This window comes from Streptomyces sp. NPDC098789 (assembly GCF_044759975.1).
Lineage (GTDB): Bacteria > Actinomycetota > Actinomycetes > Streptomycetales > Streptomycetaceae > Streptomyces.
In genome coordinates this window covers 414,249-433,813 of record NZ_JBIWAJ010000001.1, presented here as the reverse complement: position 1 = coordinate 433,813, position 19,565 = coordinate 414,249, and the positions used below count along the sequence as shown (strand labels likewise).

The 19,565-nt window shown below is 73.7% G+C and carries 19 protein-coding genes; 10 read left to right on the top strand and 9 right to left on the bottom strand.

Going from position 1 to position 19,565, the window contains the following annotated elements:
- Positions 1-55: 55 nt before the first annotated feature.
- The 4 genes from fxsA to ACIQWR_RS02210 form a co-directional block, all read right to left on the bottom strand.
- On the bottom strand, positions 56-244 hold the full coding sequence (gene fxsA / locus ACIQWR_RS02225) for an FxSxx-COOH cyclophane-containing RiPP peptide (protein WP_354382783.1): 189 nt from the start codon (positions 242-244) through the stop codon (positions 56-58).
- Positions 245-347: 103 nt separating this feature from the next.
- Entirely contained in the window at positions 348-3,929 is a 3,582-nt protein-coding gene (locus ACIQWR_RS02220) for an SAV_2336 N-terminal domain-related protein (protein ID WP_404004384.1), read from the bottom strand.
- Positions 3,930-3,935: 6 nt separating this feature from the next.
- Positions 3,936-4,946, bottom strand: a complete 1,011-nt coding sequence (locus ACIQWR_RS02215) for an AAA family ATPase (protein WP_404004382.1) — start codon at positions 4,944-4,946, stop codon at positions 3,936-3,938.
- 82 nt (positions 4,947-5,028) lie between these two features.
- Positions 5,029-7,107, bottom strand: a complete 2,079-nt coding sequence (locus ACIQWR_RS02210; protein WP_404004380.1) for a trypsin-like peptidase domain-containing protein — start codon at positions 7,105-7,107, stop codon at positions 5,029-5,031.
- Positions 7,108-7,276: 169 nt separating this feature from the next.
- On the opposite strand from ACIQWR_RS02210, the gene ACIQWR_RS02205 reads away from it, so the two are divergent.
- Entirely contained in the window at positions 7,277-7,462 is a 186-nt protein-coding gene (locus tag ACIQWR_RS02205) for a DUF6104 family protein (RefSeq protein ID WP_356415216.1), read from the top strand.
- A gap of 99 nt (positions 7,463-7,561) precedes the next feature.
- Here the strand turns inward: ACIQWR_RS02205 and ACIQWR_RS02200 are convergent, their stop codons facing one another.
- The gene (locus ACIQWR_RS02200; protein WP_404004377.1) at positions 7,562-8,764 is read right to left on the bottom strand and encodes an NADP-dependent malic enzyme; all 1,203 of its coding nucleotides are present in this window, start codon (positions 8,762-8,764) and stop codon (positions 7,562-7,564) included.
- A gap of 528 nt (positions 8,765-9,292) precedes the next feature.
- On the opposite strand from ACIQWR_RS02200, the gene ACIQWR_RS02195 reads away from it, so the two are divergent.
- The 3 genes from ACIQWR_RS02195 to ACIQWR_RS02185 are packed head-to-tail and all read left to right on the top strand — an operon-like array spanning position 9,293 to position 11,981.
- Positions 9,293-10,246 carry an ABC transporter substrate-binding protein gene (locus tag ACIQWR_RS02195; RefSeq protein ID WP_404004375.1) on the top strand — a complete coding sequence of 318 codons (954 nt, stop codon included), beginning with the start codon at positions 9,293-9,295 and terminating at the stop codon, positions 10,244-10,246.
- A 29-nt stretch (positions 10,247-10,275) separates the two neighbouring features.
- Positions 10,276-11,217, top strand: coding sequence for an amino acid ABC transporter permease (locus ACIQWR_RS02190; protein ID WP_399262610.1), 942 nt, complete (start codon positions 10,276-10,278; stop codon positions 11,215-11,217).
- 11 nt (positions 11,218-11,228) lie between these two features.
- Positions 11,229-11,981 (top strand): amino acid ABC transporter ATP-binding protein, encoded by a 753-nt coding sequence (locus tag ACIQWR_RS02185; protein WP_330335186.1) that lies wholly within the window; start codon positions 11,229-11,231, stop codon positions 11,979-11,981.
- A 103-nt stretch (positions 11,982-12,084) separates the two neighbouring features.
- Here ACIQWR_RS02185 and ACIQWR_RS02180 read toward each other — a convergent pair whose 3' ends face one another.
- Positions 12,085-12,846, bottom strand: a complete 762-nt coding sequence (locus ACIQWR_RS02180) for a class I SAM-dependent methyltransferase (RefSeq protein ID WP_404004373.1) — start codon at positions 12,844-12,846, stop codon at positions 12,085-12,087.
- Between the two features lie 94 nt (positions 12,847-12,940).
- Between ACIQWR_RS02180 and ACIQWR_RS02175 the strand changes: the two genes are divergently transcribed.
- Positions 12,941-13,570, top strand: a complete 630-nt coding sequence (locus ACIQWR_RS02175; protein ID WP_404004371.1) for a CGNR zinc finger domain-containing protein — start codon at positions 12,941-12,943, stop codon at positions 13,568-13,570.
- On the opposite strand, the gene sodX is transcribed toward ACIQWR_RS02175, so the two are convergent.
- Positions 13,474-13,875: a nickel-type superoxide dismutase maturation protease gene (gene sodX, locus ACIQWR_RS02170; protein ID WP_404004369.1), complete on the bottom strand. Its 402-nt coding sequence runs from the start codon at positions 13,873-13,875 to the stop codon at positions 13,474-13,476. The genes ACIQWR_RS02175 and sodX overlap by 97 nt on opposite strands.
- 153 nt (positions 13,876-14,028) lie before the next feature.
- Here sodX and sodN point away from each other — a divergent pair, with 153 nt between their 5' ends.
- The 4 genes from sodN (at position 14,029) to ACIQWR_RS02150 (ending at position 16,667) form a co-directional block, all read left to right on the top strand.
- A complete protein-coding gene (sodN, locus tag ACIQWR_RS02165; protein ID WP_399262602.1) occupies positions 14,029-14,424 on the top strand; it encodes a superoxide dismutase, Ni in 396 nt (131 codons plus the stop codon).
- 433 nt (positions 14,425-14,857) lie between these two features.
- Positions 14,858-15,820, top strand: a complete 963-nt coding sequence (locus ACIQWR_RS02160; RefSeq protein WP_404004366.1) for a zinc-binding dehydrogenase — start codon at positions 14,858-14,860, stop codon at positions 15,818-15,820.
- Between the two features lie 104 nt (positions 15,821-15,924).
- A complete protein-coding gene (locus tag ACIQWR_RS02155; protein ID WP_354382421.1) occupies positions 15,925-16,134 on the top strand; it encodes a helix-turn-helix domain-containing protein in 210 nt (69 codons plus the stop codon).
- Positions 16,134-16,667: a Clp protease N-terminal domain-containing protein gene (locus ACIQWR_RS02150; RefSeq protein WP_404004362.1), complete on the top strand. Its 534-nt coding sequence runs from the start codon at positions 16,134-16,136 to the stop codon at positions 16,665-16,667. The genes ACIQWR_RS02155 and ACIQWR_RS02150 overlap by 1 nt, the downstream gene beginning before the upstream one ends.
- Positions 16,668-16,692: 25 nt before the next feature.
- Here ACIQWR_RS02150 and ACIQWR_RS02145 read toward each other — a convergent pair whose 3' ends face one another.
- Both ACIQWR_RS02145 and ACIQWR_RS02140 read right to left on the bottom strand, forming a co-directional pair.
- On the bottom strand, positions 16,693-17,604 hold the full coding sequence (locus ACIQWR_RS02145; RefSeq protein WP_404004360.1) for a helix-turn-helix transcriptional regulator: 912 nt from the start codon (positions 17,602-17,604) through the stop codon (positions 16,693-16,695).
- Position 17,605: 1 nt separating this feature from the next.
- Positions 17,606-18,535, bottom strand: a complete 930-nt coding sequence (locus ACIQWR_RS02140; RefSeq protein WP_404004357.1) for a DUF4097 family beta strand repeat-containing protein — start codon at positions 18,533-18,535, stop codon at positions 17,606-17,608.
- 198 nt (positions 18,536-18,733) lie between these two features.
- Here ACIQWR_RS02140 and ACIQWR_RS02135 point away from each other — a divergent pair, with 198 nt between their 5' ends.
- Complete coding sequence (locus ACIQWR_RS02135; protein ID WP_404004355.1) at positions 18,734-19,552, top strand: hypothetical protein; 819 nt, start codon at positions 18,734-18,736, stop codon at positions 19,550-19,552.
- Positions 19,553-19,565 lie beyond the last annotated feature (13 nt).

The following is a 19,565-nucleotide window of genomic DNA, read 5'->3' as shown; positions in this document are numbered from 1 at the left end:
CGGTTCGGACCGGCCGGTCCGAGGCTCCGGCGGCCCGGTCCGGTAGCCGGCCGGATCAGTCGACGCCGGAGTCGAAGGCGTTCAGTATCTCCGCCGGGTGGGTGACGCGCTCCACCATGCCCTCGACCACGTCCGCCAGCACCGGGTGGTCGATGCCCCGCAGCGCGGCCAGATCGAGCCCGGAGAGGTCCGGCAGCTGTCCCGAACACCGGCGTGCGACCACTTCCTGATGCTTTGTCACCATGGCTTTTCCGTCCCCCTGTTGCGTCGTGTGTTCGATGGGTCCACTCCCCTTTCCCGGTGCCCGGGGAGCGGAAACGGTCACGGGAGGGGCGCCCCGAGGCACGTCAGAGTGCCGCCTCCAGCGCGCGCACCCGCGCGCGCACCGCCTCGCGCCGATCGTCGGGGCCTCCACCGGACCCGGCCGCGGCCGCGGACCCGGTCGCAGCCGCCCCGGACCCGGCCCCTTCGAGGCGCTGCCACAGCTCCAGGGCCCCCCGGTAGGCGTCCAGCGCGGCCCGCGGCCGGGCCAGGCGCTCCAGCACCTGACCGCGCAACATCTGTACGCGGGCGGCCAGTTCGACCGCGGCCTCCTGGCGGTCCGTGCGGTCGGCCTCCATCGCGGCGCGCCAGGCCCGCCGGTAGGAGTCGGCCGCGCGGTCGAGCCGGTCGACGGCCCGGGTCTGGGCGTGGATCTCCTGCTGCACGTCGCCGTGCTCGCGCCAGGCGTTCGCCCGTTCCAGGGGGCCGCGGGCGTGCCGGACCGCCAGCTCCAACAGGTACTCGGCCTCGCGCAGGTCGACCAGGTCGCCCTCGTAGGAGTGCCGCAGCCGCAGGCCCGCGGCGAGCCGGTGCAGCCGGTGCGGGGCGCGCGGATCGTTCTGCGGCACGGCGGCGCGGCTGTCCCGCAGCACCCGGACCGCCGTCGAGACGAACCGCTGCCCGTCGCTCGCGCGGGCCCGCTCCAGGAGTACGTCGCCCCACTCGGGCAGCAGCTCCCCGTAGGCCTCACCGTCCCGGGGGATCAGCCGCCGGGCCCGGCCGTAGGCGTCGGCCGCCGCGTCGAGATCGGCGGGGTCCGCGTCCCGCGCGTACCGCTCCCGGTGCACCCGGGCCAGGCACACCAGCGCCGCCAGCCGCAGCTCCGGCTCCCCGGCGGCGTCGGCCAGCGCGGCCGTCAGCACCCCGGGCGCCTCGTCGAGCCGTTCCGGGACGTAGCGCAGCGCCCGGGCGAGCTCCACCCGTACCCAGCCCCGCTCCCCCGCGGCCCCGCCGTCCGGCGGCGCGGCTCCGGGCCCCGGCGTCGCGGCCCGCTCCTCGTCCGGCGCCGCCCCCCGCTCCCCCGGGCCCGTGCGGGCGCGCAGCAGCGGAGCCAGGCCCGCCGCCAGGCGGGTGGCGGCGCGGTCGGCGAGCAGGGTCCGCCCGGCCGGGTCCGGCTCGCGGTCGGCCAAGGCCAGCAGGACCCGGCCCAGGGCCAGTTGGAGCCCTCCGTCCGGCTTGCCGCCGAGCTCCCGCTCCGCGCGGTCGAAGACCTCCAGCGCGCCCAGGGCCTCGCGCAGCGCCGCCGGGTCGTCGTGCAGTTCGCACAGCCGCATCAGGGTCCGGGCCCGCCGGATCGCGCAGTCCAGGCGCAGTTCCCGTTCCAGCTCGGGCACGGCCCCGACGGCCGCGAACTCGCGCTCGGCGGCGGCCAGCAGCTCGGCCGCCTCGGTCCCGGGGCCCGGCAGGGCGGCGACGGCCCGTTCGTAGAGCACCCGGCCGAGCAGCGCGCGGGCCCGGACCATGCCGGGCAGCGCGCTCACCGCGCGCGCCGTGCGCTCGGCCTCGGTCAGCAGGTCGAGGTCCCGCTGCACCTCCCAGAGCCGCAGCAGCGCCCCGGCCAGCTCGAACTCGGCCTCGCCCGCCGGGTCCCCGGGTCCGGGCGGCGCCGTCACGGCGCGCCGCAGCACGGCGACGGCCTCGTACAGGGCGCGCTGGCCGCCGTCCCGGTCGCGGTCGAAGGCGGCGAGCCGCGTCCGGGCGGTGCGCACGGCCCAGGCCCGGCCGGGCACGGGGGCGCCGCCTCCCGGGGGCGGTTCCTCGACCCCGGGCGGGGTGTCCTGCGGCCCGGGCAGGTAGCGGCGCACGACCTTGGCGGAGACCTGGGCGAAGGCCTGCGGCAGCTGCGGCAACCGCGGTACCGGCACCCGCCCCGGCTCCTCCCCGGCCCCGACACCGACACCGGCCCCGACACCGCCCCCGGGGCCCGGGCCGATCCCCGCCGCCACCGCGGCGCCGGTGTCCGCTTCGGGCTCCCCGACCGGCGCGACGCCGGTCGACGCGGCGCCGGCCGACGCGGCGCCGGTGAGCTGCGAGACCGCGAGCGCGGGGAAGTTGCGCACGCCCCGCCCGAAGTGGGCCAGTACGTACTCCGAGCAGTGCTTGAGCACCAGCGCGGCCTCGTCCCGGCCCAGCGGCCCGAGCAGTACGTCCTGCACCCCGGGCACGAACTCGTACCACTGCCCCGGCGTCGGACCGCTGCGCCGCAGCAGCCCGCTGAGCAGCACCTCCGCGAGGTCGGACGGTTCCGAGTCGGGCAGCATCGTGCGCTGCACCAGCCGCATCACCGGGAGCGCGAGCGGGGTCGCCGACAGGTACACGGCGAGCTGCACGGCGCGCGGCGAGGCCGAGGAGCGGAAGCGGCGCACCAGTTCGCGCGGCGGCCGGGCGGCCCGCGGCAGCGGTGCGGGCGCCGCGGGATGGTCGGCCAGCACCCGCCCGACCTCGGCCGGTACGGCTCCGCTGCCCAGCCCGGCCACCAGCCGGGCCCAGGCCCCGAGCGCGGGGGCGCTGGGCGGCAGCACGGGCACGGTGAGCCCGCCGACCGGTCGACCCGGCCGCGGCGGCCGGTCGGGACGGAACTCCAGGTGGGGCTCGCCGCCGTCGCGCCGGGCCAGCGTGCCCCGCTCGGTCGGCAGCCAGCTGCGGCCCCACAGCCGCTGCGGCAGCGGCTGGACGACCACGCAGGGCGTGCACTGGGCCCAGCGGTGCAGCAGTCGCTGCGCCTCGCCCTCGCGCCACAGCGGCCCGGCGCAGTCGGAGACCACCATGGTCAGCCCGCGCCCGGTCGGATCGCGCAACACGTCCGCGGCCCGCATCCGCACTTCCGGTTCCGCTCCGGCTCCGATCGCGGGTCGGCCGTCGGCGAGCCGGTGGAGGTAGTGCACCTGGACGTCCCGGAAGGCCCCCAGCCGCTCGCACACCGCCCGTAACTCGTCGAACATGTCGTGCCAGACGGCCATCGACGGGGACGCGTCCAGGACCAGCCGCATCGTGCTCTCGCGCCGGGTCTCGGGCCGCATCACGGGGATGACCAGGCCCAGCGCCCGGGCGCTGGCCTCGGCGGTCGCCGGCTCGTCCAGCACGCTGCGGGCGCGGGGCGCGGGTGGCCGGCGGCGCTGGAGCGCGCGCAGGGCCCGCTGGATGTCCAGGATCCGGGGCAGCGCGGCCGCCGTCGGCACCCGGACCCGGATCCCGGCGGCGCCCTCCGGTTCTGCTTCCGCTCCGGCTTCCCCCGGGCGGTACGGGCCCGCGCGCCCGGGGACGTACAGGTCGAGGCGGTCCTCCTCGGGCGGGCCCGCACGCCCCGGCGCCGGGTCGGCCGCCCCGACCCCCGCGCCGCTGCTCGCGTCCGTCCCTTCCGTCCCTTCCCTGCCGTCCGTGCCGTCCGTCTCCTGCGCCCCGGGGTCGCCCACCGCGCGGGTCCCGGTCCCGTCGACCGCGCCCGCCCCGGTGACCGCCGCGGACCCCGCGCCCCGGGCCGCCCGGGTGTGCCCGGCCAGCCAGAGCGCGTCGGCCAGCTCCTCGACGGAGGGGTCGAGGCCGGCTGCGCGCAGCAGCGCGGTCAGGTCACGGATTCCGGGCGGCGGCGGTCCGGCGGCGGCGGTCACGGGCCCTCACCTCGAACGGTCGAGCCGCTGGATGAGCAGGTCGGCGAGGTCCTCCCGGGTGGGCGGCGCCGCGTGGTGGGTGAGGTAGATGGCGTTGAGGAGCTGGTCGGCGGCGACGAGCTCGCTCTGGGAGCGGCTGAGGAACTCCCGGATGAGGTCGGCGCCGAGCGCGGCCGCCTCCTCGCCCAGGTGGGCCCGGACCATGGTGGCGAGCCGCTTCTCGCCGGGCGGGCCGAGCTTGAGCTGGATGCAGCGGCGCAGCAGGGCGGCGGGGAAGTCCCGTTCGCCGTTGCTGGTCATGATGATGAAGGGGAAGGCCCGGCAGCGGATCCGGCCGCCCCGGACGCTCACCTTCGCGCCGTCGTCGGTGAGGACCTGGACCTCGGGTTCCCGGTCGGCGACCCGTTCCAGCTCGGGGAGCGCGAACTCGCCCTCCTCCAGGACGTTGAGCAGGTCGTTGGGCAGGTCGATGTCGCTCTTGTCCAGCTCGTCGATGAGCAGGACCCGCGGTCGGTCGGTGGGCAGCAGTGCGGTCCCGAGCGGCCCCAGCCGGATGTACTTCCCGATGCCGGGCGTCCCGCCCGGATCGCCGCCCCCGGCGGCGATCTGCACGTCCTGGAGGCGGGCGATGGCGTCGTAGCGGTAGAGGCCCTCCTGGAGGACGGTCCGGGAGACCACGGGCCAGCGCAGGACGCGGCCGAGCTTCAGCTCGTGCGCGACGGCGTGCGCGAGGGTGGACTTGCCGGTGCCGGGGTAGCCGGTCACCAGCAGGGGCCGGCGCAGGTACAGCGCGGCGTTGATGACGTCGAGCTCCTCCGGTTCGGGCCGGTGCATCTCGGCGGCGTGCCGGTGGGCGCCGAGCCGCCGGGTGGCGGCGCCGTCGACCGCGTCGGCCGCCTCACCGGGCTCGATGACCGGGCCGCCGTCGAAGTCCCGCCACGGCGGCGGGGGCGGCAGGGCGTCGATGCCGTCGTGGGGCTCGCCGACCCCGCGGTAGATGAGCCACTCGTCGTTCATGGTCGCTCCCCCTTCGTGGCGGCCGCCCCTGCCCCGCTCCCGCGGTGCGGTCGTACGGTCCCGGCCCCGGCGCGGCCGCGGCTCACAGGTCCCCCTGCAACGGTTCGTCGTCCGGCAGCGGCCGCCCGGGGTCGTCCCAGACCAGGCCCAGCCCGGCGGCCCAGTACGCGTCGGGGTCGTGCCCGTGGGCCCGCCCCCGCAGGGACTGGAGCCGCAGGGCCAGCACGCCGCCGCGGCCCGCGTCGGCGAGTTCCTCGCGCAGGGCGCGGTGGAAGGGCGCGCACGGCAGCGTCGGGTCCGCCGGGGGGCGCCGGCACAGCACCACCCCGTAGCCGGCGCGGTGGGCGGAGTGCAGCGATCCGAGGGTGGGGTCGGCGTCCGCGGCCCGGCAGTGGACGGGCACGGTGTTGTCGGGCTGGCCGTCGAGCCAGGCGTACGTCGGGGTGCGCCGGCGTCCCCGGTCGCAGTCGGCCCGTTCGTCGAGCAGCGGTCCGGCCTGGACCCGGGCCCAGCGGTCGGCGCGGCGGTGGCCGTCGTCCGTGGCGGGCCCGGGCTCGGGCGGGTGGCGGAAGACCACGGGCCGCTGGGTGCCGACCGGGGCCGCGCCCGCCACCACCCACTCGTCCACGGGCAGGGTGAAGAGGTCGGGTGCGACGGCGGCCTCCAGCAGCGCGGCCCCCTCGTGCGTGTCGCAGCGCCGGAAGGCCTCGGCGAGCGGGGCCCGCAGCACCTCGGGCAGCGCGGCGAGGGTGGCCCGCTCCCCCGCGTCGACGGGGGTCAGGTGCTCGGGGCCGAGCAGGACGGACACCCGCCAGTCGTAGACCCGCTCCCAGCTGTGCGCCCACACCTCCAGCAGGACCGAGGGGCCGGGCGGGAGGATCTCGGCGGCGCGGGCGGGCCCGATCCGGACGGCTTGCCCGGCGGCGGCCAGCCTGCGCTCCTCGCGCGCCCGCTCGCGTTCGAGCAGGCCCCGCTCGTGCCGCTCGCCCAGCTCCCGGCGCAGGGGTCGCCACAGCCGCTCGGCGGTGGCCCGCACCCAGTCCCAGAGCTCCTCGTCGGCGCCGGGGGCGGGCGGCTCGCGGTGTTCGGCGACGCTGACGTCGGTGGCGTAGCGCAGCATGGCGGCGGCTTCGCTGACCCCGCCGGGCGGGTCGTAGAGCAGGCCGAGCCCGTCGCGCCAGCTCAGCGGGGCCAGCGGGCCGGGGTCCGGCTCCTCGCCGCGGGCCGCCTCGACCAGCGTCCGTACGGCCTCGGAGGAGCCGGGCGGGGGCAGCTCGGCCAGCAGCCCGCACAGGGTGGTCCGCTCGCCGGGGGTGAGGCGCTGGCGGCCGCCGTAGGGGTCGGGTTCGGGACGCGGGAGTTCGTCGTGCGCGTCGGTCCAGGTGCGGCGGTTGTCGACGTCGCTGAGGTGCTGGTCGTAGTGGTGCAGGTCGTGGGCCTGCATGACGCGGCGGTAGAGCCCGATCCGGCTCTTGGCGGAGATCGGCAGGGTGCGCAGCTGGACGACGGAGACGGCGAGCCCGCCGCCGCCGCGCGCGCGGGCCTTGACCACGCCGACGACCTCGCCGCGGGCCAGGTCGACGACCGGGCCGCCGGACATGCCGTGCTCGATCTCGTCCTCGGCGCCGAGCCGGATGGCGGCGCCGTTGCCCGCGGTGCCGCGCAGCCGGGTGGTGCGGCCGGTGATCTCGGGGGCGCCCAGGTCCTCGGTGCAGCCGAAGTACGCGACCTCGTCGAAGCGGGGCCTGGCCCGGTCGGTGAGCCAGACGCAGGCGTGCGAGACGGGGGCCAGGACGCGCACGAGCGCCAGGTCGGGCAGCTCCCACAGGCCGGGCCCGCCCGGCCGCCGCTGCTCCAGCCGCTCGGGCAGGACGCATTCCACGCGTCCGGCGACGGTTCCGGTGGCGCCGTCCCCGCCGGAGGAAAAGGTGATGCCGACCTCCCGTCCGACCAGCCGCATCCCACCGCCCCCTTCGCCCACCACGTGCGCGCACGTCAGGACCCAGCCGGGAGCGATGAAGAACCCGCTGCCCCAGGTGGCTCCGGTCCCAGGGTCCTCATACCCGTTCGGCGGGGCGTGGACGCGTACGGTCGCGGCCTGGACGAGGGGTTCCAGGAGCTCGAAGGCGCGCGCGGAGTCGCCCGTGCGCCCGTCCGCCATCCCCCGCCCCCGGTCCCGGTGAATCAGCACCCGGCAGCAACCAACGGCTGCGTCCGCCAAGCGTGTTGAGGCCATCCAGGGTATCCCTGCCCGGTGCCCGGCGGGAGGTGTCCGGCCGACGCGGATTATCCTGGCCGGGAAACACCCCCCCTCACGCACGGAGCCTGTCTTGTACTTCACCGATCGCGGCATCGAGGAGCTGGAGAAGCGGCGCGGCGCGGAGGAGGTCACCTTCGAGTGGCTCGCCGAGCAGCTCCGCACCTTCGTGGACCTGAACCCGGACTTCGAGGTCCCGGTCGAGCGGCTGGCCACCTGGCTGGCCCGGCTCGACGACGAGGACGAGGACGACGAGTAGTCGCTGTCCTTCCCGTCCGGATGCGCCGAAGGCCCCGCCGCAGTGATGCGGCGGGGCCTTCGGCGTACTGGGTACTGGGCCGTACTGCGGGCGGCTCGCTCAGGCGAGGCGCGCCACGCCGTCCGCGCGGGCCGCGGCGGCGACGGCCGCGGTGACGGCCTCGGCGACGCGCTCGTCGAAGGGCGACGGGATCACGTAGTCGGCGGCCAGCTCGTCACCGACGACGCCGGCGATGGCGTCGGCGGCGGCGATCTTCATGTTCTCGGTGATCCGGGAGGCCCGGACCTTGAGGGCGCCCGCGAAGATGCCGGGGAACGCCAGCACGTTGTTGATCTGGTTCGGGAAGTCCGAGCGGCCCGTGGCCACGACCGCCGCGTACTTGTGCGCGACGTCGGGGTGGACCTCCGGGTTCGGGTTGGCCATGGCGAAGACGAAGCAGTCCTTCGCCATCGTCGCCACCGCGGCCTCGGGGACCGTACCGCCGGAGACGCCGATGAAGACGTCGGCGCCGACGAGGGCGTCCTCCAGGGAGCCGGTCAGACCGGTCTTGTTGGTGAGGCCCGCGATCTCCGCCTTGACGTCCGTGAGGTCGGAGCGGTCGGCGGAGACGACGCCCTTGCGGTCGGTGACGCAGACGTCACCGATGCCGGCGTCCACCAGGATCTTGGCGATGGCGATGCCCGCCGCGCCCGCGCCCGAGATCACGGCGCGCAGGTCCGCGAGGGTGCGGCCGGTGAGCTTGGCGGCGTTGCGCAGGGCGGCCAGCGACACGATGGCGGTGCCGTGCTGGTCGTCGTGGAAGATCGGGATGTCCACGCGCTCCTGGAGGCGGCGCTCGATCTCGAAGCAGCGGGGCGCCGAGATGTCCTCCAGGTTGACCCCGCCGAAGGAGGGGGCGAGCCGGACGATGGTCTCGATGATCTCGTCCGTGTCCTTGGTGGCGAGCGCGATCGGAACCGCGTCGACACCGCCGAACTGCTTGAAGAGGATGGCCTTGCCCTCCATGACGGGGAGCGAGGCCTCCGGCCCGATGTCACCGAGTCCGAGCACGGCGGTACCGTCGGTGACGACGGCGACCACGTTGGACTTCCAGGTGTACTCGTGGACCAGCTCGGGCTGCTCCGCGATGGCGGTGCAGACCTTGGCCACGCCGGGCGTGTATGCGAGGGACAGGTCGTCCTTGTCCCGGACGGGAACGGTGGCCACGATGGCCATCTTTCCGCCGCGGTGAAGCGCGAACACCGCATCCGGGTTGTTGTCCGTAACGCTGTCGCTGCGAGGATTGACGATCTCCGCTGCCACTTTCTTAACCCCTTAAGTCTTTAATTCGTTGAGGGTGACCACTCCTGGTTAAGGGGTGGGCGGGCACCGCGTCCGTACTCCGCGTCGACGGGTTGGTTGGTCCGTCTCCGCGAAGGGGAGGTTCGTACGCGCGGGCGCGCCGCACGCGCGCCCTGAGCCCCGGATGAGGGGTGTAAGGATCTGTTCTACCCGAAGAACGCTCACCCAGACGAGTCGATTCCTGCTCGACCATAAGCCTCTTGTCCTAGTTTCGGCGAAAAGTCCAAGAGTCTGTGTCCAGTACCCGAGACGGGCCGCAAAAACTCCGGTAAAGCAGGCCCCGGACGGTGCATACTCCGGCCGCGACAGCCCATCCCCGCAGCGATGTTGGGTTACCGGGGTCGCCCGTTATGCGATTTTGACCTGATGGGCATCCTGAATGCGCCAGTCCGAATGGCAAGATGCCGTAATCACACAAGGTCGCGACACTCGAAGGTGCGTGCCCGACCGCCATCGGATGCTTTCCACCCCTGTCGGAGGAACCAGCTCATGACCGCAAGCACCACCCGCCGCACGACTGCCGCCCGGTCCCGGATCGCCGCGGTCGGCGCGATCGCGGTCGCCGGCGCCCTGATCCTCACCGGGTGTGGCGACCAGACCGACAAGGGCTCCGACACGGGCGCCAAGACGAGCAGCGCCCCGCTGTTCTCGAAGCTCCCGAAGAAGATCCAGGACGCTGGCGTGATCAAGGTCGGCACCGACGCGACCTACGCCCCGATGGAGTTCAAGGAGGGCGAGAAGATCGTCGGTGTCGACCCCGACATCGCCGCCGCCCTCAGCAAGCAGCTCGGTGTGAAGTTCGAGTTCACCTCCGGCACCTTCGCCACCCTGCTGGGCGGTCTGCCCACCGGCCGCACCGACGTCGTCATGTCCTCCATGAGCGACACCAAGGCCCGCCAGCAGGGCCTCGACGACAAGGGCCAGAAGACCGGTAACGGCGTCGACTTCGTCGACTACTTCACCGCGTCGACCGGCATCCTGGTCAAGAAGGGCAACCCGGAGGGCATCAAGACCCTCGACGACCTGTGCGGCAAGAAGCTCGCCGTCCAGCGCGGCACGACGTACGAGCAGTCCGCCAAGGACCAGAGCGCCAAGTGCGAGAAGGACGGCAAGGCGAAGCTCTCCATCGAGGCCTTCGACACCGACGCCGAGGCGCAGACCCGTGTGAAGGCCGGCGGCGCCGTCGCCGACCTGAACGACTCCCCGGTCGCCGCGTACATCGCGCAGACCGCGGGCGGCGGCAACGACTTCGAGGCCGTCGCCAACCCGGGTGACGCCGGCCTCTTCGGCATCGCCATCGACAAGAAGAACACCGAGCTGCGCGACGCCCTGGCCGCCGCCATCGACGCGACGATCAAGGACGGCAGCTACAAGGCCGCCCTGGACAAGTGGAACGCGGCCTCCGGCGCCGTTACCAAGGCCCAGGTCAACGCAGGTCAGTGACCCCCACGCAGCACTGAAGGGCAGTCACTGTGACTGACAAGCTCGAAAAGGTCCCCGGACCGGCGGACACCCCGCCGGCCGGGTCCGTTCCGCCCGAAATGATCCGCGCCATCCCCGTCCGGCACTACGGACGCTGGATCAGCGGTGTGATCGCGCTCGTCCTGTTCGGCGCGATCATCTACGCCTTCTCCCAGGGCAACGTGCGCTGGCAGACCGTCCCCGAGAAGCTGTTCGACGCGAGCATCCTCAGCGGCCTGTGGCACACGGTCCTGATCAGCGTCGCGGCGATGGCGCTCGGCCTGGTCCTCGGCGTCGCCTTCGCCGTGATGCGGCTGTCGAAGAACCCGGTGACCAGCACCATCTCCTGGTTCTACATCTGGTTCTTCCGCGGCACCCCGGTCTACGTCCAGCTGCTCATCTGGTTCAACCTCGCCCTGATCTTCCCGATCCTGAACCTCGGGTTCTACAAGGACGAGATGACCCAGGTCATGACCCCCTTCCTGGCCGCCCTGCTGGGTCTCGGCCTCAACGAGGGCGCGTACATGGCGGAGATCGTCCGGGCCGGCATCCAGTCGGTCGACGAAGGGCAGTCGGAGGCGTCCCACGCACTGGGCATGACCCGCACGCAGACGATGCGCCGGGTCGTGCTCCCGCAGGCGATGCGCGTGATCGTGCCGCCGACGGGCAACGAGTTCATCAACATGCTCAAGACCTCGTCGCTGGTCGTCGCCGTGCAGTACGCGGACCTGCTGCGGGCGGCTCAGGACATCGCGGCCACCTCGTTCGCGGTGATGGAGATGTTCATCGTCGCGTCGATCTGGTACCTCGCCCTGACCAGCGTGTTCAGCGTCGGCCAGTACTACCTGGAGCGCCGTTTCGCGCGCGGCTCGCTACGCAGCCTGCCGCCGACACCGCTCCAGCGACTGCGCGCCAACCTGAACATGTTCCGCCGTACGGAGGTGGCGAAGTGACCGCCCAGCCGATGGTCAAAGCCGAGGCCGTGCACAAGTCCTACGGCGCCGCCCACATCCTGCGGGGCATCGACCTGGAGGTCGCGCCGCGTGAGGTGTTCTGCCTGGTCGGCCCGTCCGGCTCCGGCAAGTCCACCTTCCTGCGGTGCATCAACCACCTGGAGCAGGTCAACGCCGGCCGCCTCTACGTGGACGGCCAGCTGGTCGGGTACCGCCAGAAGGGCGACAAGCTCTACGAGCTGAAGGACAGCGAGGTCGCGGCCCAGCGCCGGGACATCGGCATGGTCTTCCAGCGGTTCAACCTGTTCCCGCACATGACGGCCATAGAGAACGTCATGGAAGCCCCGGTCATGGTCAAGGGCGAGAGCAAGGCGGTCGCGCGGGCGCGCGCCGTCAAGCTCCTCGACCGCGTCGGCCTGGGCGACAAGGGCGGGAACTACCCCTCGCAGCTCTCCGGCGGGCAGCAGCAGCGCGTGGCGATCGCCCGCGCGCTGGCCATGGAGCCGAAGCTGATGCTCTTCGACGAGCCCACGTCGGCGCTCGACCCGGAGCTCGTCGGCGACGTCCTCGACGTCATGCGGGACCTGGCCGAATCGGGCATGACCATGATCGTGGTCACGCACGAGATGGGCTTCGCCCGCGAGGTCGGCGACAGCCTGGTGTTCATGGACGGCGGCGTGGTCGTCGAGGCGGGCAACCCGCGCGACGTCCTGGGCAACCCGCAGCACGACCGGACGAAGGCGTTCCTGTCCAAGGTGTTGTAACCCGAGGTGTTGTAACCCCGCGCACACGGTGCGAAGAGGGGCGGTGCGGACCTTGTCCGTACCGCCCCTCTTCGTCGTTCCGCCGGCCCGCGGCCCGAATCCCCTACTTGAGTCCTAGGACCAGCGCGTCCGACGGCGAGCGCCAGACGGTACGGGCCTCCGCGAAGCCCGCCCCGCGCAGGGTGCGGGCGTGCCACGCCTCGTCCGGGGTGTCCCCGTCGGCGTGCTCGCCGTAGATCTCGTACCGCTTCCTCGTGGGCTCGGCGAGCACCGGGTCGGCCGCGGCGACGGCCCACCACTCGGCCCAGTCGAGCACGCCCTCGGCGCGGGCCCGGTCCATGCCCGCGTGGCGGTGGGCGCGCTCGGCGGCATTGAGGAGCGGGGTCGCCGGGTCGGGCATGTGGTCGGCGTTCATGAAGACGCCGCCGGGGCGCACCAGGGGCGCCAGCTGCCCGTAGAGCACGGCGAGCTGCGGGCTGTGCAGCCAGTGCAGGGCGGTGGCCGTGAGCACCGCGTCGTAGGAGTCGTGCGGGAGCCGCGCGACCCAGTCGGGGTCCTTGAGGTCCGCGGTGACGAAGGTGACCCGCGCGTCGCCCGCGAAGTGGCCCTCGGCGATGGTCAACAGGGCGGGGTCGAGGTCGACGCCCGTACTGGTGGCGTTCGGGAACCGTTTGAGGACCCGGTCCGTGATACTTCCCGTACCGCACGCCAGATCCAGCACCCGGGGGGCCGTGCCGACGACCGCCTCGACCATGTCCAGCATGACCCGGAACCGCTCCTCGCGGTCCGGGAGGTACCACTCCTGCTGGCGGTCCCAGCTGTCCTGCCAGGCCTGCCAGTCCGTTCCGGTCGCTGCGTCCGTCATCCCGAACCCCTCCACCCGTAATACCCTAGAAGGCATATCGGCCGTTACCCGAACGGCACACCCGCACACTAATCCTCATCCGTAAGGACTACAAGTGGAACTGGCCCATTACTCGGACTACGCCGTGCGCCTGGTCAACACCGAGGAGCCGGCCCGTGGCAAGGATGCGCTGACGTCGGCGGAGACGGCCCGGGCCCTGTTCGGGGCCAGCCTCCAGGACGCCCGCCGGGTCACCGACGCCGACGTCACCCGTTTCCGCAACGTCCGCGCGCGGCTGCGCGCGATCTTCGAGGCGGCCGACTCGGGCGACCACTTCCTCGCGGTGGACCTGCTGAACTCGCTCCTGATGGAGTTCCCCGTGAGCCCGCAGATCTCCGGGCACGAGACGCCCGGCCCGGACGGCGAGCCCAACTGGCACATGCACCTCGCCGACCACCCCTCCAACGCCTCGGCCGGGTACGCCGCGATCGCCTCCATGGGCCTGGCGTTCCACCTGACGTCCTACGGCGCGGACCGGTTGGGCCTGTGCCAGGCGCCGCCGTGCCGCAACGCCTACCTGGACACCTCCACCAACCGGTCCCGGCGCTACTGCTCGGACCGCTGCGCCACCCGGGCCAACGTGGCCGCCTACCGGGCCCGCAAGCGCGAGGAGGCGCTCGGGTCCGGGAACAGCGGGCGCACCGCGCGGGCCAGCCAGGACGCCCGGGCCGCCAGCGAGGTCTGACCGGCGGCGGGCGGCCGCAGGCGCAGCCGCCCGACGCCCAGCACGAGCTCGTCGGGCACCACGCCGTAGTCCTCGCTGTCCCCGCTCTCGTTGAAGCCGTTGTCCCCGAGCACCCACCAGCCGCCCCCGCGCCGCTCGGCGGCCCGCTTGACGACCAACAGGTCCTGCTGGAGGGGGTGGCGCAGCACCACGACGTCACCGGGGCGCACGCGCCCGCCGTAGTGGACGAGCAGCTGATCGCCGGAGTCCAGGGTGGGGGCCATCGAGGGCCCGAACACCTCCACCATCCCGATCGGCACGTGCATGTGACACCTTCCCGGTTCCGTCCGTACGTTCGCTCACCACCCCCATCGTGCCGCTGGACTTTTGTCCTAAGCCCACGGGGCCGCCCGCGAATTCCGCTTTCTCACGGAGTAATCTCCCCCTTGAGAAGACGATCACGAGGAGGACCCACCCCCATGCTTTCCCGCTTCTTCGCCCCCAAGGTCACGGTCAGCGCGCACTGCGACCTGCCGTGCGGCGTCTACGACCCCGCCCAGGCCCGTATCGAGGCCGAGTCCGTCAAGGCCGTGCAGGAGAAGTACCAGGCCAACGACGACGCGGACTTCCGCGCCCGCGCCATCACCATCAAGGAGCAGCGCGCGGAGCTCGCGAAGCACCACGTCTCGGTGCTGTGGAGCGACTACTTCAAGCCGCCGCACTTCGAGAAGTACCCGCAGCTGCACTCCCTGGTCAACGACACCCTGAAGGCCCTCTCGGCCGCCAAGGCGTCGAACGACCCGGCGACGGGCCAGAAGGCCCTCGAACTGATCGCGGAGATCGACCGCATCTTCTGGGAGACCAAGGCCGCCTGATCCCGGGCGCACACGCAGAGGGGCCCGGTCGCATCACAGCGACCGGGCCCCTCTGCGCACATCCCTCCCGGCCCCCGTGCCGGGAGGGCTGCCTGGTGGCGCCTGGCCAGAATCGTACCCCGGTTCCTGGCTTGCCCATGACGTTCCGGTTAACCCCATGGAACACACAAGGGCGCTGCCCACACAGGTAATTGACGATCGAACAAAGATTCCGCTCTGCGGTACGACCGGGGGCCCGAAGGCCCGTTTCGGTAGGGTCCGACGGCACGTGCCACGGGACCGAGCGAGGGGCTGACCGAGGACCGACCGAGGGGCCGACCGGGGGGTCGGCCGGGGGGTCGGCCGAGGGACCGGTCGACGTGATCCGAAAGACAGGCCGGGAGTGCCGGGAACCCTGGCGGCGGCCCCCTACCGGGCGGTAGCGTCTGGCCGCATGTTCGCTGCCTACGCCGCCCGTATCGACCGTGACCAGCCGCTGAGCGGCCTCGAACTGGGCGAGCGCCCGGCGCCCGAGGCACGCCCCGGCTGGGTGACCGTGAACGTCAGGGCCGCCTCCCTCAACCACCACGACCTGTGGTCGCTGCGCGGGGTGGGCCTCGGCCAGGAGAAGCTCCCGATGATCCTGGGCTGCGACGCGGCCGGGACCGACCAGGACGGCAACGAGGTCGTCCTGCACTCCGTGATCGGCCAGAGCGGCCACGGGGTCGGGCCGGACGAGCCGCGCTCGATCCTGACCGAGCGCTACCAGGGCACCTTCGCCGAACAGGTCACCGTGCCGGCCTGGAACGTCCTGCGCAAGCCCGCGGAGCTGTCCTTCGAGGAGGCCGCCTGCCTGCCGACCGCCTGGCTCACCGCCTACCGGATGCTCTTCACCAACGCCGGCGTGCGCCCCGGGGACTCGGTCCTGGTCCAGGGCGCGGGCGGCGGGGTCGCGACCGCCGCGATCGTGCTCGGCAAGGCCGCCGGGCTGCGGATGTACGCGACGAGCCGCGACGCGGCCAAGCGCGAGCGCGCCGTGGAGCTGGGCGCGGAGGAGGCGTACGAGCCCGGCGCGCGGCTGCCCCGTCGCGTGGACGCGGTGATCGAGACGGTGGGCGCGGCGACCTGGTCGCACTCGGTGAAGTCCCTGCGCCCGGGCGGCACCCTGGTGATCTCGGGCGCGACGAGCGGCGATCGGCCCGCGCACGCGGAACTGACCCGGATCTTCTTCCTGGAGCTGAAGGTCGTCGGCTCGACCATGGGCACGAAGGAGGAGCTGGAGGACCTGCTCTCCTTCTGCGCGGCCACGGGGGTGCGGCCGGTCATCGACGAGGTGCTGCCGCTGGACCGGGCCCGGGAAGGCTTCGCGAAGCTGGAGTCGGGCGACCTCTTCGGCAAGGTGGTGCTGACGGTCTGACGGCCCGCCCCTCCCGCACGCCTACCCCGTCCGCACCGCGCCCGCGGCACTCCGATCTGTCAATTCGGGTTGACACGGCTCACCCGTCAACCTAAATTGACAACGTGACGGAAGCAACCGATCTCGCCGAACGGGCCGGTGACCGTGACCCGCGCGTGGGCCTGCGCGCCGTGGCCGCCCTCCGCAGGCTGCTGGAGCAGCTGGAGGCGGTACAGGTGCGCAGCGCCCGCAACCAGGGCTGGTCCTGGCAGGACATCGCCGCCGAGCTGGGCGTCAGCCGGCAGGCCGTACACAAGAAGCACGGGAGGGCCTGATGTTCGAGAAATTCACGGCCGGGGCGCGCGACACGGTCACGGGCGCGGTCGACGAAGCCCGCCGCACCGGCGCCGCCCGGGTCACCGAGGACCACCTGCTGCTCGCCCTGCTGGAGCTGGGCGCGCTCGACCGGCTCGGCGTGGACCGGGGGGCGACCGCGGCCGCCCTGGCCGAGGCCCGGCGCCGGGGCGGGATGTCGAAGGCCGACGAGGAGGCCCTGGCGGGCCTGGGCATCGACCTCGCCGAGATCGTCGCCCGCGTCGAGGAGAGCCACGGCGAGGGCGCGCTCGCCGCGGCGGGGGCCCGCCCGCAGCGCGGCCGCCCGCAGAGCGCCCGCGTCCGCTTCGCACCGGGCACGAAGAAGACCCTGGCCCAGTCGCTCCGGATCGCCGTGGGCCACCGCGAGAGGGCCATCACGCAGACCCATCTCCTGCTGGCCCTGCTCATCGCCCCGGGCCCGGTGGCCGACGTACTGGCCGCGCAGGGCGTGACCTACGCCCGCGTCGCGGCCACCGCCCCGGCCGCCGCCTGAGCGGTTCGCCCGGGGCCGCGGCGCGTCAGCGCGGTGCGCGGACCGTGGTGGTGATGCGGGCCGCGGCCGTCGCCAGGTCGGCGCGGACCTCCTCCAGCTGGGCGGCGGTGACGCCGTGGTCGCGGGCCGCGTCGCGCACCTCGTCACGGAAGCGGTCCAGCAGCCGGTCGAGGTCGCGCGCCGGGTCCTCGGTCGGCTGCAGGTCCTCGGCCCATCCGGACTCCGCCGCCCGGGCCTTGGCCCCGTCGTGGGTCGCGGTGGATCCCAGCCAGACGCCCGCCAGGCTGCCGATCTTGTCGGTGAACTCCGACAGCCCCTCGCGGACCCCGGACTTCGTGAACTGCTCCTGGAGCTGGCTCGCGATGCGCTGGACCTCCTCGCGGGCCCGGTCCTGGGCCTCCTTCGCCTGGCGGCGGGCCTGCTGGGCCTCCTCGCGGGCCCGGCGGCTCTCGTCCTTCGCCCGGCGGGCCTGCTCCTTCCACTCCTGGCGGGCCCGGCGCAGCTCCTCCTTGGCCAGCCGCCAGGTCTCGTCCTCGACCCGGGTGTCGGAAGCGGTGGCGGCCGCCGCCGCCCGCATCTCGCGCCGCAGGTCGCCCGCGGCGCCCCGGACGTCGTCGCGCATCTCGGCGGCCAGCTCGGAGACGGAGTCGCGGATCTCCAGCTCCAGATCGGCCAGTTCACCGCTGCGGTCGGCCAGTTCGGCGCGGCCCGCCTCGGTGATCGAGTACACCTTGCGCCCGCCTTCGGTGGCGTGCGTGACGAGCCCCTCCGCCTCCAGCTTGGCCAGCCGCGGGTACACGGTGCCCGCGGAGGGCGCGTACAGCCCCTGGAAGCGCTCCTCCAGCAGGCGGATCACCTCGTACCCGTGCCGCGGAGCCTCGTCGAGCAGCTTCAGCAAGTAGAGCCGCAGGCGGCCGTGGGCGAAGACGGGCGGCATGTCAGAGCACCTTCTTTTCGAGTTCGAGGGGGGCGGACGGAGCGGCCGCGTCCGCCGGCTCGCGGCGCAGCAGCGCGATCGAACCGGAGACGGTCGTGGCCCGCAGCGTGCCGGTCCCGGAGCCCAGTGTGCCGGTGATCCGCTTGGCGCCCAGCTGGCCGGAGACCCGCAGGTCCTCGAAGGCGTTGGAGACCCCGCCGGTGGCGGTGTTGGCCTCGACGCGGGCGTCGGTGGGGTGCGGGAGCCGGATCGCGACCTGCCCGGAGACCGAGTTGAGCGCGATGTCCACCGGCTGCGGGGACGTCTGGTCCGGGTCGAGGTCCAGCAGCATGTCACCGCTGACCGAGTCCGCCCGTACGCTGCCGCCCGCGCCCTCGACCACGGTCAGCCCGCCGGAGACCGAGTGGAAGCCGAGGGTCCCGCTGAGCGCCTGGGCCTCCACGCTGCCGGAGACCGTGTGCGCCTTGACGGCCCCGGACAGTCCCACCAGGGTGGCGTCGCCGGAGACGCCGTTGACGTCGGTGGCGCCCGCGATGCCCGAGACGAAGGAGGTGGCGCTGACGGTCGCGACCTGCACGCGGGTGGCGGCGGGCACGGTCAGCGAGATGACGGCGCTGCGCTCCCAGGCCTTGCGGCCGCCCTCGGAGCCGGAGCCCGTCCAGGCCTTCCACGGCTTGGAGTCGAACCACTTGCGCAGGTTCTGCGAGCCGTTCCAGGGCAGGTCCTCGTAGGAGACGGTGAGGACGTCGCCCTCCTGCACCACGTGCAGGGGCGGCCCGCTGACCTCGGTGACCTGGAGCTGGACCGGCCCCTCGGCGGCGGCGACCACATTCACCGTGCCGCCCACGACGCGGACGCGGAGCTCGGCGACCGGCTCCTCGAAGGTGAGCTGCTGGGGTTCGGCGATGGACCAGGTCGTCTGGTGTGCCATGGTGCTGATCCTCCTCGGGCGGACGCGCGGGTGCCGGGGTTCGGCATGACGCAACATATCGCGTCTTCTGAGTAACACGATATATCGCGGTTGCCGGAAGTCAAGCGGCTCGGGCGGCACTGCGCCGCCACATGGCGCCGCGCCCCTTCACGCTCTTCCATTTGGGTGGGTTGGGGGGATTTGCCTTAGCGTGTGGGCATGTCGATCTCCCAGACCTCGGCGGGCGGGCTGCTGCTCTGCCGCGCCGAACCCGCCACCGTCCGCCCCGCCGCCACCCACGTCCTGCGCGAGCGCCTGGTGCTCGCCCCGGCGGGCGACTGGAGCGCGCTGGTCCCCGAGCGATACCCGGCCGCCGACGCGTCCGGGGCCGAGGAATCCCTGGCCGAGGTGCTGACCGGCTGGACCTCGGCGCTGGCGGTGGGCGGCAACTGGCCGGTGCTGGGCGTGTGGTGGGAGTCCGGGGAGAGCGGCTTCGCCCTCGCGTCGGGGCTGCGGCGACCCGTCTCCTACGGGTGGGCGGCGGACGGGACCCCGCTCGGCGACCCGGACGCCATGCGCACGCTCACCGCGCGGCTCGGCCTGGATCCCGTACTGGACCTGGAGGAGTTGGAGCGGCTCACCCGCCCCGACGAAGCCGCCGACGGCGGGACCCGGCTGCTGGGGCTGATCGCACTGCTGGCCCGGGCCGGGCTGGCCCTGCCCGCCGGGCTGGCCCCCGGCGAGCGCGCCGACCGGCTGCGGGAGGCGGCCCGCGTCGCCCCGGGGGCCGAGGCCCTGGAGTGGTCCGGCTGGCGCGACGCGGTACGGGCGGAGCTCGACGTCGTGGAGGACGGCCCGCTGGGCCCCTGGCTCCGCGGCCCCCGGGCCCGCTTCGTGGGCGCGGCCCAGGTCGCGGCCGGAGCCCCCCTGATGCTGTGGGCGGCCCGCCGCCGCAACTCCGGCTGGCTGACCGCCGGCACGCTCCTGGTCGCACACGGCGCCCTGGGCCTCGCCTACGACCACGCCCGCCGCCGCTGAGCCCCCGGGCCGC